This is a genomic window from Stenotrophomonas sp. ATCM1_4 (assembly GCF_004348115.1).
GTDB classification, from domain to species: domain Bacteria; phylum Pseudomonadota; class Gammaproteobacteria; order Xanthomonadales; family Xanthomonadaceae; genus Stenotrophomonas; species Stenotrophomonas capsici.
Genome location: NZ_QPFB01000001.1, coordinates 1,512,836 through 1,527,186 on the forward strand (window position 1 = coordinate 1,512,836; position 14,351 = coordinate 1,527,186).

At 66.3% G+C, this 14,351-nt stretch carries 10 protein-coding genes; 1 reads left to right on the forward strand and 9 read right to left on the reverse strand.

The annotated features are described in order from the left end of the window. The 6 genes from ATCM_RS07235 to ATCM_RS07260 form a co-directional block, all read right to left on the reverse strand. Window positions 1–598: response regulator transcription factor (locus ATCM_RS07235; RefSeq protein WP_207911790.1), on the reverse strand; the 598-nt coding region annotated here is incomplete at its 3' end. Between the two features lie 304 nt (window positions 599–902). Next, window positions 903–1,592 (reverse strand): response regulator transcription factor, encoded by a 690-nt coding sequence (locus ATCM_RS07240; RefSeq protein WP_207911791.1) that lies wholly within the window; start codon window positions 1,590–1,592, stop codon window positions 903–905. Between the two features lie 178 nt (window positions 1,593–1,770). After that, the gene (locus ATCM_RS07245) at window positions 1,771–4,350 is read right to left on the reverse strand and encodes a fimbria/pilus outer membrane usher protein (protein WP_132863767.1); all 2,580 of its coding nucleotides are present in this window, start codon (window positions 4,348–4,350) and stop codon (window positions 1,771–1,773) included. Window positions 4,351–4,541: 191 nt separating this feature from the next. Next, window positions 4,542–5,291 (reverse strand): fimbria/pilus periplasmic chaperone, encoded by a 750-nt coding sequence (locus tag ATCM_RS07250; RefSeq protein WP_132863769.1) that lies wholly within the window; start codon window positions 5,289–5,291, stop codon window positions 4,542–4,544. Window positions 5,292–5,398: 107 nt separating this feature from the next. Next, window positions 5,399–5,920 (reverse strand): fimbrial protein, encoded by a 522-nt coding sequence (locus ATCM_RS07255; protein WP_132863771.1) that lies wholly within the window; start codon window positions 5,918–5,920, stop codon window positions 5,399–5,401. 503 nt (window positions 5,921–6,423) lie between these two features. Beyond that, complete coding sequence (locus ATCM_RS07260; RefSeq protein ID WP_165931141.1) at window positions 6,424–7,659, reverse strand: EAL domain-containing response regulator; 1,236 nt, start codon at window positions 7,657–7,659, stop codon at window positions 6,424–6,426. Window positions 7,660–7,836: 177 nt separating this feature from the next. Between ATCM_RS07260 and ATCM_RS07265 the strand changes: the two genes are divergently transcribed. Further along, window positions 7,837–10,836 carry an ATP-binding protein gene (locus ATCM_RS07265; RefSeq protein WP_165931142.1) on the forward strand — a complete coding sequence of 1,000 codons (3,000 nt, stop codon included), beginning with the start codon at window positions 7,837–7,839 and terminating at the stop codon, window positions 10,834–10,836. A 28-nt stretch (window positions 10,837–10,864) separates the two neighbouring features. Here ATCM_RS07265 and ATCM_RS07270 read toward each other — a convergent pair whose 3' ends face one another. From ATCM_RS07270 to ATCM_RS07280, 3 genes are all read right to left on the reverse strand, one after another. Further along, the gene (locus ATCM_RS07270) at window positions 10,865–11,863 is read right to left on the reverse strand and encodes a fimbrial protein (protein WP_132863776.1); all 999 of its coding nucleotides are present in this window, start codon (window positions 11,861–11,863) and stop codon (window positions 10,865–10,867) included. Between the two features lie 675 nt (window positions 11,864–12,538). Continuing rightward, complete coding sequence (locus ATCM_RS07275; RefSeq protein ID WP_132863778.1) at window positions 12,539–12,841, reverse strand: monooxygenase; 303 nt, start codon at window positions 12,839–12,841, stop codon at window positions 12,539–12,541. Between the two features lie 95 nt (window positions 12,842–12,936). Then, a complete protein-coding gene (locus ATCM_RS07280) occupies window positions 12,937–13,956 on the reverse strand; it encodes a fimbrial protein (RefSeq protein WP_132863780.1) in 1,020 nt (339 codons plus the stop codon). Between the last annotated feature and the right edge of the window lie 395 nt (window positions 13,957–14,351).

The window sequence follows — 14,351 nt, forward strand, 5'->3', positions numbered from 1 at the left end:
CGCGCTTGAGGCCGAGCTTGAGCATGGCCGCACCCTTCTGGCTGCTGATGGTCTTCTTGCTGCGGTTGAGCCGCTCGGCGATCTCGTTGACGGTCATGCCCGATACGTACAGCCGGATCACTTCCAGCTCGCGTCCGCTCAATGCATGGATCTGCGCGCGGCTGGTGGTGATCGAATCGGCCACCTCGGCGATGGTCGGCGACAGGTAGCGGCCATCGGCGTAGGCCACGTGCACGGCTGGCATCAGGTGGCTCATCGAGTCGGACTTGCTGAGGATGCAGGTGATGCCCAGCTTCAGCAGCGAGTGCACGATGCCGGTGTTGTCCAGCATGGTCAGCACCACGATGCGCAGCTCGGGGAAGCGCTGGCGGATCAGCCGGAACAGGAACATGCCGTCACCGTGCCGGCCACCGGGCATCGCGTAGCCGGTGATCAACACGTCGCACTCCACCCGGCCAAGCAGCTCCAGCAGTTCGCTGGAATTGCGCGCGGTACCCATGATCGATGCGCCACCGGAGGCTTCGATCACGTGATGGATGCCGGCACGGACGGCGGAATGATCGTCCGCGATGACGACCCGGAGGCTGAGTGGTTTCATGATGGTCAGAGTGGTGAAGGTAGGCGGGCCGATGCACCGTGCAGGCACGCGCGGACATCGTCGTGTGCCTGGACCGACCCGTTGGTTGTTCCGGCACAATTTGTTAATTAAATGTATGTGCGGGCGCACAACGATGTAAGCGCCCAGGTCCGAAACCGGTCAGGCGGCCGATAGGACAGGTCTGAATTGATGCACGCAAGGCATCATCCGCCGTTCAAAGCGTGATCTTCGTGGGTGCATCCTTGCAAAAGAAACTGCTTATGCCGCGTCGTCGTGGCTCACGCCATGGACATGCGGGCCGCACTCATTCCACGGCCGGGTCGACGCCGCCCGACGATGCCGGTGCGACCAGACCATTCTCCATCGCGTAACGGAACAGGTCCACGTCACGCTCCACGCCCAGCTTCTCCATCGCCTTGGCCTTCTGCGTGCTGATGGTCTTCTTGCTGCGATGCAGGCGCTCGGCGATCTCGTTGACGGTCAGCCCCGACGCGAACAACCGCACCACTTCCGCTTCGCGCTGGCTCAGCACGCCGTCCGGGTTGCGGCTGCGGCGGTTCCAGTCGACGCCGCTCACCACCCGTTCGATGCTCGGCGAGAAGTACCGGCCCTGCGTGCGCGCGGCATGGATGGCCGGCACCAGGTGGGTGATCGCATCGGACTTGCTGACGATGCACTGCACGCCCTGGGTCACCAGCGTGTGCAGCACCGCCGGGTTGTCCAGCATGGTCAGCACCACCAGCTTCACGTCCGGGAAGCGACGCCGCATCAGGCCGAACAGCGCCACGCCGTCGCCCACCTCGCCGCCAGGCATGGCGTAGTCGGAAACCACGACGTCGCACGGCACTTCGGCCAGCAAGGCCATCAGTGCCGTCGAATCACCGGCCGTCCCCACCAGTTCGATGGTCGATACCGAAGACAGTTCATGCCGCACGCCGGCGATCATCCCGGGATGATCGTCGGCCAGTACCACCCGGATCCTGAAACTGTCCACGCCACCCCCTCCAACGACCACCGCCCGCCGGCCGGTTCCGCCCTTGAAGGGTGCACCCATCGGCACACATGGGGACCATGTGCTGGGGCGATTCTATGTCAGTGGCCAGCCCGCCGCGCAAGCGCGTGCAAGCGCCGGCGGACCTGCTGCGACGTGCAGGCGCAATCCGTGGCGCGGCTCACTCGCCGCTGACGAAGTTCCACACCGGCGCGGCGTCGTCCTCGCGCAGATCGGCCACCTGCGTGACGCACTGGCCCGGCACCACCTGGATGCCCTCGTCCTTGCCGCGTGCCGGCAGGTGATAGTCGATGCGGCACAGCGCGCGCGCATCATCGGCCCAGCGCACGGTCAACGTGCCGGTCTCGCGCAGGCCACGCACGAAGATGCGACCGCCCTGCCCGACCACGCCGACTTCGCGGTCATCCTCGTCGATGACATTGGCGCCGAACGGCAGCACCGAACCGTCCTGTCGGCGTACTTCCAGCACCGCAGAGCGCCCGGACTCGGTGGCGAAGCGCACCTTCGCCACGGCACCGGCGCGCGGAGTTACCTGCTGGCTGTTGAGCTTCAGTTCCACGTCCGTGGACAGGCCCTTCGGGTCGATGCTGATCGTGTTCGCGCGGTACGGGGTCAGGTACGGGATGACCGCGTAGCCGCGCCCGTCCACCTTGACGCCGGCGGCGTTGAGCAGGCGCGCGCCCTTCGCATCGGGCACCTCGACGATGCCGAAGGTTTCCGACAGCGGCTGGGACAGCGTCCAGCCATCGGCATGGATCACCACCGCGCCGCGCGCGCCCACCGATGCCTGCGAGTGGTGGCTGCCCACCGCCATGCTGGCCTGCAGGTCGGCCTTGCCAGCGCGGTACATCAGGTTGGCATTGAGGTCGGAGGTGCTGTCGATGTCGCCGCCGCGTGCATGTGCCAGCGACAGGCCGTAGGACAGCTGGTTCTCCTCGCCCATGGTGCCGGACAGGGTGCTCTGCGCACGCGAGCGACCGCCATCGTTGTAGGACAGGTTGTTGCTCAGGGTCCGGGACCGACCTGCGCTGCCCAGCGGCACCGTCAGGCTGGCATAGTACTGGGTATCGGCGCGGCCATCGGCGCTGTGCTGGCGATTGGCCGAGATGCCGTAGTTCATCCGCCCCAGCGAACCGCTGTAGCCGAAGGAGTAGTTCACGTCCGAGCCGGGCCGGTTCCAGTAGTCGGACAGCGACGCGGTGGCATGCAGGCGGCCATGGCGCTCGCCCAGGCGCTGCCCCATGCTCAGCGAGGCGCGATTGCGCTGGCGCTGCGGTGCCCAGACATCGCTGTGGCGTTCGGCCTCACGTGCCTGCATCGCTTCGCCCAGGCCATAGAAGCCGCCGGTCGAGTAGCGGTACGCCGCGATCGCGACGTGGGTACCGGTGGCGGCGATGTCGCGTGCATAGCTCAGCCGGTAGCTGGCCCCGCGCACCGCGTTGCCATCGGCCAGGACGGTGGAGGACTGGGTTACGTCAGCGCCCACCGCGCCGAGGCGGGTGTTCAGGGCCACGCCCACCATGCCGGCGGCATAGTCCGGCGCGGCGGTGACGCCGGCGTAGCCGGTCACGCGGTTGGACAGGCCACGCTGCCAGGTGCCCTGCGCGAACAACGGCTCATCGCGGCCCTGATGCTGGCGCAGCTCACCCATCGTGGCGCTGAAGCGGGTCGCCCCTGGGCGCAACGACAACGGCACTGCGGCAAACGGCACCGAGAACATGCGCTGGCTGCCATCGGCTTCCTGGATGGTGACCTCCAGGTCACCGCCGTAACCGGTAGCGTAGAGATCATCGATCTCGAACGCACCCGGTGCCACCGTGGTCTCGTGGATCAGCGAGCCGCCCTGACGGATCGTGATCCTGGCATTGCTGTTGGCCACGCCACGCACGGTCGGCGCGTAGCCGCGACGCGATTCGGGCAGCATGCGGTCGTCGGTTTCCAGGCGCACGCCACGGAAACCGACCGAATCGAACAGGTCACCGCTGGTGAAGGCCTCGCCGAGGGTCAGCTCGGCCGACAAGGCCGCCACCTCGCGCTTGGCATAGGTGGCCATGGCCTGGTAGTCGCGCTGGCCCCGGGTGTCGAAGCTGTAGGAGCCGTCATGGCGCAGGCGCCAGCCCCCCACGTTCAAACCGGCATTCACGCCAAGGTAGCCGCGGGTGACGGCGGCGTTGCCCCGCATCTTCTGCTGGTAGACATTGAAGCTGTAACCCAGCGAGGCGGCGTTGATGCCGGCATCCCAGTTGGAGGGATCCACGTAGCCACGCGCGCGACGCAGCATGGCGGCCTGCGGGATGCTCACCTCCAGGCGCTGCGCGGCGAAGTCGAAGTGCACGCGCGCATCGGCGATGACGTCCTCGATGCGCTCGCAGGCGGCCGCCGCGGCCAGGCGGTCGCGGATGGCAGGGTCCAGCAGCGACATGTCCGCGCCGAACCGGGCCAGCAGCGATTCATCGATGCAGGCCACCGCGTCGGTACCCGCCTCGAGGCTGCGGAACGTGACGTCCGCACGTGCGACGTAATCGCCGTTGACCTGCAGGTCGGCGCGATAGACACCGGGCAGCACCACGCTGCCCCGCTCGAAGCGGGAGATGTCCACGTTGCGGCCGCCACCGGCGACCAGGAACTCAGTGTCGAACTGGACCACGGCCGCGGCCGACATCGCCGTTTCCTGCCCCATCGCTTCCAGGCACTGCGTCGCGAGGATGGCAACGATCAGCGCCGGCAGGCGGCGGCGCACGGGGGTTGCAACGGGGCGGTGGCAAGCGGCGGCAGGCAGGTTCACGGCAATCTTCCAGGTACGCACCAGGCGTCCCCATGCCGGGGCACCTGCTGATCGATTCGGGATCCGCCCAGCGGCCGCTCCGTGCCGGAAGCCGCTGGTGCGGGAAAGTGGGGGTCAGCGGGGTGCCGCCACTGGCGGCACCTGGTTCAACGCGTGGGCGCGCTGACCGGCTGCACGCCTTGGGACGCACCGCCCCAATCATTGATCGCGCTGTACTGCACTTCGGTGCGGGCAAGGACGGCGGCGTCCGAAGCGGCCAGCGGGAACAGCTTGCTGCTGCCCGGCGCGACGTGGCCTCCGCCGGCATCAAGGGTGCCGTTGCCGGTGCCCAGGCTGATGCTGCCGTAGTTGACGTAGTACGGCGTCGGGTTGCTGGCCTTGAGCGCGTAACCGGTGCCGTCTTCCTGCCGGCGCAGCTCCCAGCGAACCGCGGCGGGGGCATCGGCGGCCTTGCCGGGCAGGCCGGCGGGGCGATACATCACCTTGATCCGGGTGCGCACCGCCAGCTGCAGGCGGTTGGCATCGTCATTCACCTTCGGCGGCACTTCCAGCACATTGAGCCAGTACAGGCTTTCCCTGTCACTGGGCAGGGCCGCCCCGGTGTGCAGCAGGCGCAGTGCCTGGCCGTTGCCCGGGTCCAGCCGGAACATCGCCGGGGTCAGGGTGAACGGCACGTTGATCGTTTCCGGCGATGCGGCGGCATCCCCGTCATCCAGCCAGGCCTGCACCAGCGCCGGCAGCTGCCCCGCGTTGTTCAGTTGAACCGTTGCTTCCTTGTCCTGGCCCGGAAAGATCACGCGGGCTCCTGCAATCACCACGCTTGCGTCGGCCTGCGAGGCAAACATGGCCAGTGCGACACTGGTGAACATCATCAATGTACGGATACCGTTGTTCATGGTCGTTTCTCCTGGGGGCCGTGGGACCCGGTTGCCGCGCCGTCGTCCGAAGGAGACGGCGCAGCGGAAATCCGTGCGTGGCGGCAGTGCCGCCACGCGGCTTCGGCTTACTCGTAGGACATGGTGTAACGGACGCGGGTCGCCACCGCGCCGGCTTCGGCGCCACCCAGCGAGTAGTACTGCGCGTAGTAGTTCAGGACAGCCGAACCACCGGCCAGGTCAACCTTCTGCGAACCCTGATTGCCAGCGGCACCCAGCATGATTTCATTGTGACTGTCGTTCAGCAGGGCCACTTCGACGTTCTTGGCACCGCCGGTGTCGACGCGCAGACGGCCGTTCTCGTTCACCTGGGCATCGGCTTCGAAGAAGGCCGAGATCTTGCCGGTATCCGGGGTGCAGCCGCTCACTTCGATCTTGAACGGGGTACGGCCGGCGACAGCGCCACTGGTGGCCAGCGAAGCAGCCGAGACGGTCGGCAGGACCACGTTGAAATCGGCATTGCCGCCGTTGATGGTGCAGGTGACGGCGGTCACGGCGCCGGTGAACTCGATGGTGCCGTCGGCGGCCTGGGCGGCCGGGGCAGCGAACAGGGCGAGGGCGAGGGCCGAAGCAAGGGAGAACTTGTTCATTTCAGTATTCCTGGATTGAGGGATTGGATTTCAACAAGGGCCTGACTTCCGTCCGGCCGGTCGTGCCGTGCGCCGTCTTGTCAGGGCAGGGGAAGTCTAGGGAGCAGGTTGCGGCGAGATAATCAGCGATGTCCGAATCCATGCAGCCTCAGATAAGACTTATCTGAAACAAATGAAATCGATTCGTTGAAAGGGTGCGCGATGCAATCGTGACGGGAATTACGCTATCGCCCGGGAGGAATCCCGACGCGCCCGCAAGCGACTCATTTGCACTGAAAAAGCCTTCCTCGCGAACCCGAACATTCCTACGACATCGTCTGCACTTGGCCTACCCCGCTTCGGTCGGCGACGTTGCACGGATGTGATGGCGTCACGACGCCTTCTGCTACTCGTGCACGATGCAGTGCGCTTCCGTCCGCAGGGCGCCCGCCATCGGCACACCGTTGCCGGAAACAAGAAGGGCCGGCGCAAGGCCGGCCCTTTCCAACGTGCGGCGTTGCCTGTCAGGCGTTGTCGCTACGCAGCACGTAACGCATGTAGGCGGCACGCGACATCGGCCGCGCATGCAGGTAGCCCTGGGTGACATGGCAGCCCAGGTTGCGCACCATCGCCAGGTCCTCCTGGTCCTCGATGCCTTCGGCCACCACGGTGGCCACCAGCTGCCGGCCCATGGCGATGATGCTGGCCAGCACGCTGCGCGCATGCACGTGCTCGCGTGCCTGCATGATCATCCCGCGGTTGATCTTGATCTCGTTGAACGGCGCACGCATCAACCGGTCCAGCGACGAATCGCCGGTGCCGAAGTCATCGATGGCGCACTGGAAACCACGCAACCGCAACTGCGCGACCACGCCGGACAGGGCCGCATTGCAGGCCGCGCCACCGTCCTCGGTGATCTCGATGATCAGCTGCGACGGATCCACCCCGGCCACCTGGGCAAGGTCGGCCACGCTCTGGGCCCATTGCACCGAACAGGCGACGCTGGCCGGGACGTTCACCGCCACCACCCGGCCGGCACCGTGCCCGTCCATGGCCATGACCTCGAAGGCACTGGAGAGCATGTACTGGGTCAGGCAATCCATCATCCCGGCCCGCTCGAAAGCCGGCAGGAAGGCATGCGGCCCCAGCACCCGACCGCTCGGGTGATGCCAGCGGGCCAGGACCTCGGCGCCGCGCAGCGCGCCGGTCAGCACGTCGTGCTGGGGCTGGAAGTACGGCTTGATCTGGTGCGACAACAGCGCCCGGCGCAGATCCTCGGCGCTGAAGCCATGCATCGACGGTTCCTCCGGCCGGGCCGCCTGCGGTGCCTGCGCGGCGCGGATGGCCTGTTCCTCCAGCAGGTCCTGCACCAGCATCGCGTCCAGCGGCTTGCGCAGCGCAGCGACCACGTTGAGGTCGCGCGCGGTGGCATGGCAGGACGCGGCATGCAGGATGCGGCACGGATGGTTGCTCATGATCACCACCGCGGCCTTGCTGCCACGGTCGGCCAGCAGGTCGATCAGCTGCATGCCGGTGACATCGGGCAGGTCCAGGTCCACGAACACCACGCCCCAGTCATTGCCGCGCAGCGCCTCGATGCCCGCGGCACCGGCATGCACGCCCTTGACCCGGTCGGCGCCGGCGCGTGCCAGCATCTTCATCACCGACGCCAGATGGAGCTCGTTGGCGTCCACGACCAGCGCACTGGGGACCGGCAGGGCAACGGTGGCAGGAAGGACATTGCGGATCTGGGCGTTCATGAAGGCGTCTCCGGGCAGTGGGCGGGGTACCGTCTGTTGCGTCGGGGGACATTGTTCCAACCGCTCGTACCCGCCCATATCGGCCCAGTCTTATTCTTCTCCCCAGCAGGTAGGACATCCGCTCAGGCGTGCCCGGTTGACCCTATGATGGAGCGCCGTTCAGCCAAGGGGCACGGGATGACAACACCGCCGGAACGCGTGGGCCGGGGCCGCGATGCCCTGAGCCTGCTCAGCCGCCACCAGCGGCTGCTGCTGTTCGTGGGCGGGCTGGTGACCTCGCTGGTGCTGGCCACCGTCACCGCGGTGATGCTGTACGCGCAGGTCAACGACTACGTCGGCGAACGCCAGGCCGAGTTCGTCATGCGCCGCACCGCGTTGCGTTCGCTGTTCGCCGTGCACGAAGGCGCCATGCGCATCAATGTCCGGCAGGAGGAGTACGCCTGGGCCAACCGGCAGGCCCCGGACCCCGCGCTGCTGGCCGCCTTCAGCGCCCATCACGGGCGGATGGTGCTGCAGCGCAACCGCAGCTTCCCGGCGGTGCTGGTGCGTGGTGACATCGACGCGGCGCACCCGCTGCAGGTGCACGCGCCTTACCTGCGCCTGGCCGACGAAGTGAGCTACCAGGCCGGTGCCTATTCGCATGCCCTGCTGGCCTCGGGCTACTTCTACAACCCCGACGGCAGCTTCATCGGGCTGGGCCCGCTGCAACCGGGCGACACCGCCACGCGTTTCGACACTGCCGGTGCCGCCGAGCTGATCGGCCAGGTGGCGCCAGACCTGGGCAACCTGCAGGACCCGCACGTGGTCGCGCGCCTGCTCGACCCTGCCCTGCCGTTGTGGCTGCCGCCGTCCACCGATCCGCTGAGCGGACAACCCTCGGTGCGCCTGGTGCAGGGCGCGGCACAGGACGGGAAGCTGTTCGCGGTGTTCGTCGCCGCGTACCCTTCCGCGTCGTTCGCTTCGCGGCTGGCGACCGCACGCCCGCACGAGGCGCTGCTGATCGCCGACCATGACGGCCGCATGCTGATGGGCCCCAACCCGGGCACGTTGCCGCCTGCGCTGCTGCGCACCGCGCTGGCACAGCCGCCGGCGGACGAGGCGTTCAGCTACCAGGACGGCCAGTTCATCGCCAGCGACGTGCTCTCGGCCAGCGGCTGGAAGCTGGTCCATGTGTTCACCTGGCGCACCGTCCTGGCCGATCTGTGGCCACGGCTGGCGGCCTACGCCGGTGCGATGCTGCTGGTGATCGGCTTCGTCTGGACGGTGCTGCTGTTGATCGACCGCAAGGTCTTCAAGCCCGGCTACGCCCGCTCGCTGCGCATCATCGAGAGCGAGGACCTCAACCGCACGATGGTGACGACCGCCCCGTTCGGCCTGTCGCTGCTGGCGCCGGACACCGGCCAGGTGCTGTTGCAGAACGCGGTGATGGATTCCTATGCCGGGCAGGTACGCGCCGGCGATGCCCCGCTGCACCAGCAACTGCTGCGGTGGTTCGGCCCGGTCGGTGCGACGTCACCTGCCCGCGAAGCCGAGTTCACCCTGGCCATGGCCGATGGGTCGCACCGCGACCTGCTGGTGGTGGCCGTGCCCACCCGCTTCCAGGGACGGCAGGCACTGCTGTGCAACTTCAAGGACATCACGCTGCGCAAGAAGGTCCAGCAGGAACTGGAACAGGCGCGCCGCGCCGCCGACGCGGCCAACCAGGCCAAGTCGGCGTTCCTGGCCACGATGAGCCACGAGATCCGCACACCGCTCAACGCCATCCTCGGCAACCTCGAGCTGCTGGAACGCTCGCCGTTGTCCGGCAGCCAGCTGCAGCAGGTACGCACCGTCACCTCGTCCTCGTCCGCGTTGCTGGGCATCATCAACGACATCCTGGATTTCTCGCGGGTGGAATCCGGGCAGATGCAGCTGGAATCCATCGCCTTCGACCTCAGGGCCCTTGCCGTCGAAACGGCGGCATTCTTCACGCCCATGGCACAGGCCAAGGGCCTGGTGCTGGACACCAGCCTGGACGATGGGCTGGCCCCGGCGTACCGCGGCGACCCCACCCGCATCCGCCAGATCCTCTACAACCTGCTGGGCAACGCGCTCAAGTTCACCCATGAAGGCGATGTGTTGCTGGAGCTGTACCTGCAGGACGAGGACCGGCCGGATTCACCCTTGGTGATCGGCGTCAGCGATACCGGCATCGGCATGAGCACCGAGCAGCAGGCCGGGCTGTTCCAGCGCTTCTCGCAGGCGGACAGCTCCATCGCCCGTCGCTTCGGTGGTAGCGGCCTGGGCCTGGCCTTGTGCCGGGCGCTGGTCGAGCTGATGCAGGGCGGCATCCAGGTGCACAGCGTCCTCGGCCAGGGCAGTACCTTCCTGGTCACGCTGCCGCTGGAACCGCTGCAGGCGGCAGCTCCCATTCCGGAACCGTCGCTGGCTGTTGAACCGCCGCATAGCCAGCGACGGGTGCTGGTGGTCGACGACCATCCCGCCAACCGCGAGCTGATGCGGATGCAGCTCGACGCCCTCGGCCAGCGGGCCGACATCGTCGCCAGCGCGGCCGACGCCTTGGCCCTGCAGGAACGGCAGGCCTACGACGTGGTGTTCACCGACCTCAACATGCCCGGGATGGACGGCTGCATGCTCGCCCACGCCCTGCGCGCGCGTGGCTTCGTGCAGCCGATCATCGCCATTACCGCGCATGCCTCCGCACATGACCGGCAGCGCTGCACGGAGGCCGGCATCAGCGAGGTGCTGGTCAAGCCGATCCTGCTGGAAAGCATCGGCCGCATCCTTGCGCAGGACCGCCCAGCGGCAACGGCGTCCGCCGCAAATGCCGCGGCCTCCGACCTTGCCACGGGCCCGCTGCCCGCCGCCGTGCACGCGGCCCTGGACAGTGCGTTCGAGCAGTCACTGGCGACACTGGATCAGCTGCTGGATCCCGCGGGCCAAGCCAATGCGACGAACGCGACGGTGCCCGGCGATGACCCCATCCACGCCATCGGCCAGCAGCTGCACTCGGTGCGCGGCGGCTTCGCGCTGGTCCATGAAACCGAGCTGGTGGCGCGCTGCGCCCGGATGGAAGCGTTGCTGCTGCAGCGTGACCTGGGCGCAGTGCGCGCCGAGCTGGTCCACCTGCGTGAACAGGGCCGCCGGGCCTTGCAGCAGCGCAAGCCAGGGGCCTGAACCCAGCTGCCACCGGTGCCGGGAGGCATCATTCGTAGCTCAGCACGAAGGTGGCTTTGGCATTCGCGCTCCCCGGTGTGATTTCTGCCCGTGTCTGCACGTACCGGGCCATCAACGGGATCTCGAAGCGGCCGTTGTGGGTGCGTCCGGCAAACCAGCGTGCATCGGCGGCCGGCTCGCCGGCGTTGCCGCCATAGGACAGCAGCGTGCCGCCGTGGAGCACCTGCAGGCCCACGCCCACAGCGGTCGAGCCTGGGGTGAGGGACAGCTGGGTGGAGCGGTTCGCCGGATCGCTCTGGTCCATCAGCACCCCGTACACCGCCGTGGAAATCTGCGGACGCCCGCCACCGCAGTCGACGGCGATGCTGAAGCCCCGCTCGCCCACCGTGGTGCCGATGCCGTTGAACTCCTTCAGCCGGGCCGAGCCCATCGGCACGGGCACCAGCGGCGTGGCGACCGTGCAGGTCGGCCGTCCCGCGTCCACATTGGTAGCGCCCTTGAACGCGAACACGCGCCATTGATGGTTGCCGTTGCTGGTCAGGTAAGCACCGCCCTGCAGCCCGGCAAGCGAACCCGACTGGCTGATCGGCCCGGTCTTGACCAGCTGCAGGCGCCCCGGCCAGCTATTTGTGTCTTTCTGGGGAAAGACAAAGCGGTTCTCCAGCGGAAAGGCGACGCCATTGAAGTAGAAGCGGATACCCACGCCGGGGATGCCGCTCTCGTAGGTGTTTTCGCCGAGATAAGCCCCGCTGGAGAGCATGTACTTGTTCGGAACCTCACCGGAGAGACCCGGGCAACGGGTCTCGGTGGGGGCCTGCAGGACCAAGGTCCCGCTGATGTCGGCCAGTACCTTGCCGTCGCCGAGGTCCGGATTGATGGTGATCGTCTCCGGCAGGGTCATCACGAAGGTCGTCGGCAGCCCGGTGTTGGTGGTGCAGACCTCGGCCATGGCCGTGCCACTGGTCGCCAGCAGCCCGGCCAGGACGAGCCACCGCGCGTTCGCGCATGCATTGCTTTTCATCGACATGGTTGTGCCTGGATCGAAATGGAGTGAAAGGGAGGCGACCCGCTTGCGCCACGTCACACGGTGCACCCGTCACCGGCCTCGGCGACGGCCTGCACGGCGACCAGGCTTTGCGAGGGCCGCCATTCTTTCAACCATGGCCATCGGAAACGATCAGCGATATCCGAATTCGTATGGAGAATTTCTAGGACCAGTCCCAGTTGGATGCCAAATCACCATCAATACTTGATCCCAGCTCGCACATTCGGTTCCGACCGAAAGTACGTAGATGCATCCGTTCGGCTATGTGTCGATGATGAATGCCCTGCGCACACCTTCTCGATCAAGGCTGTTGCAGATCAAGAAAGTCGGCACTTCCGACTGATGGGGCGTCAACCGTCACGCGCTTCATTGACGAAGCAAGGTCCGGCGATGGAGACAACGCCTCCTGACCGGAGCCCAAGCGCCTCGGCCTTCACGCAGGAGGCAATGCACGCCCGCGGCGGCAGCCACCGTAACAGGCGAGCGCATCGACGCCTTGGGCTTCCCTGATCAGACAGCAGTGGTCACCGGTGAAGTGCAGTATGTCTACTGAAACCACCGTGTTCAGATGAACCGCTGCAAGAGCGCCCCCATCGGGACTTCGTGCGTCCGGACTCGCGTGGCATCACCGCAATCGGCGCCCTGCCCTGCAAAGGCCTACAACGGAGCCCGGTCGATGGCCGACAGCGGCTCGTTGACGACGAAGATCAATCCCCGCACCTCCGAGATGCCGAACGTCGCCAGGCGTGCGGCGTGCATGTCGAGGTAGGCCTGCGCCTCTTCCCGGCCTTGGAACAGATAGACGCCACCGGCACGGCCGCTTGCCTCATCCTCGGTCCAGATCTTCCAGATCAGCCCCTTCTCCGTGGCGATCGATGCCGCCAGGTCCTGCATGGCGTGCGTCATCTCCACGCCCCAGGGGCCGGCATAGGCGAAGTCAACCTGGAGCAGATACTTCACGGGAACTCCTTTGGGTTTCGCTTCAAGGGAAGAGAGGAGATCGCCAAGTCTTCCGGCGATCGGTCCTCTCACACCGACATCCATGTCCGAGCCGATTATTCGTAGCTCAGGGTGAACGTGGCGCGCGCGTTGGCGGTGCCCGCCGAGACGACTGACCCGGTCCGAACATAGCGGGCCGACAGCGGGATGCTGTACTCACCGACGCCGGTCGATCCTGCCAACCAGCGATTCTCGGCATCGGAATGCTTGGAGTCAGGGCCGAAACGGATCACGTTGCCCTTGAAGAGTACCTGTACCCCCAGTCCACTCGCCGTTGAGTCGGCACTGAGTTTCAACGCATCATCCCGATTCTCCGGATCGCTCTGGTCAGTGAGCACGGCATGCACATCGACCTTCGACCCCGCTGCGCCGCCGGCACACTTCACGCCAATGGCGAGATCGCCCGCCGCCGATACCGAACCCATCTCGGTGAACTGGCTTCTGTACACCGGCGCCATCGACACGCTCACCAGCGGCGTAGTCACCTGGCAGGTAGGGATGCTGATTTCCAGCTTTGGACCGTAAATGGTGAAGCGCGTAAAGACAGTGAGATAGTTGGTGCCCACGCCCGCTTCGGCAATTTCGGTGCGGGCATAGATGGTCGGCAGGGTCCCAGGCGCCGGTATGGGGCCGATCTTGACCAGCTGGAGAATTGCCTTGCTCGGAGACGGTATGTACGTTGCGGGAGTCAAGGTGCCCTCGTAGGGAAACCACCTTCCGATGGGGTGCGCAAAGCGTATACCGATCCCCGGGACGCCTGTGTCATAGACATTGTCACCCAGATGGGTCAGGCCGGTGATCAACGTGACGGTGGGCGACGCGGTACCGGAGCACCTGACCGTCGCCTTCCAGTTCAAATACATCGTGGGTTCCAACTCTGCCAGGACCGCTCCGTCCGGTGCATTCGGATTGATCTTCACGGTCGTCCCCGATGCCTGCGCGACGAACTGAGGCGATCCAACATTGGTCGAAGTGTCATTGGACGAAGTACAGTAAATCGCTGCCTTTGCCGTTGCCGGCATTACCATGGCGGCTATCACGAACAGCCACGCGGACGGGAATTTGCAGGCTTTCATTGGACTACTCCATAGGTTCCAGTGATGAGGAAGCGGGCGTATCGCAATGAGAGCGCCCAGGTTTCATCGCACTGGCCCAAAGCCATGCGCGCTGCAGGAAGCCACCGTCGAACAACGGGTTCGCAGGAGAGTTCGTTGCCGTGCAATTGTTTCAATCGCACGGCGATACTTCGATCAGCCCGGCCCCAATATGGGGTGCGCACCCTTAGGAAAAGTCCTATCTCAGACACCCCTGCAGTGATCGCGATACCGGTACCGGTCCGCATGCATGCGTGCGTGCGTAGTGCTACGTCCACACGTACGACTGACGCAGCACGTGTCGCCCGCCGGCAAGCGCGATGTCTCGCTAGGGGATCTATTCACTTCACATGCAGGGTGCATCGTGGCGCTGGCCT

What these genes read in the sequence shown, in the direction of transcription:
- ATCM_RS07250 (WP_132863769.1), bottom strand. Translation starts at nt 5,291, where the DNA reads ATGAACAACGGTATCCGTACATTGATGATGTTCACCAGTGTCGCACTG.
- ATCM_RS07255 (WP_132863771.1), bottom strand. Translation starts at nt 5,920, where the DNA reads ATGAACAAGTTCTCCCTTGCTTCGGCCCTCGCCCTCGCCCTGTTCGCT.
- ATCM_RS07260 (WP_165931141.1), bottom strand. Translation starts at nt 7,659, where the DNA reads ATGAACGCCCAGATCCGCAATGTCCTTCCTGCCACCGTTGCCCTGCCG.
- ATCM_RS07265 (WP_165931142.1), top strand. Translation starts at nt 7,837, where the DNA reads ATGACAACACCGCCGGAACGCGTGGGCCGGGGCCGCGATGCCCTGAGC.
- ATCM_RS07270 (WP_132863776.1), bottom strand. Translation starts at nt 11,863, where the DNA reads ATGTCGATGAAAAGCAATGCATGCGCGAACGCGCGGTGGCTCGTCCTG.
- ATCM_RS07280 (WP_132863780.1), bottom strand. Translation starts at nt 13,956, where the DNA reads ATGAAAGCCTGCAAATTCCCGTCCGCGTGGCTGTTCGTGATAGCCGCC.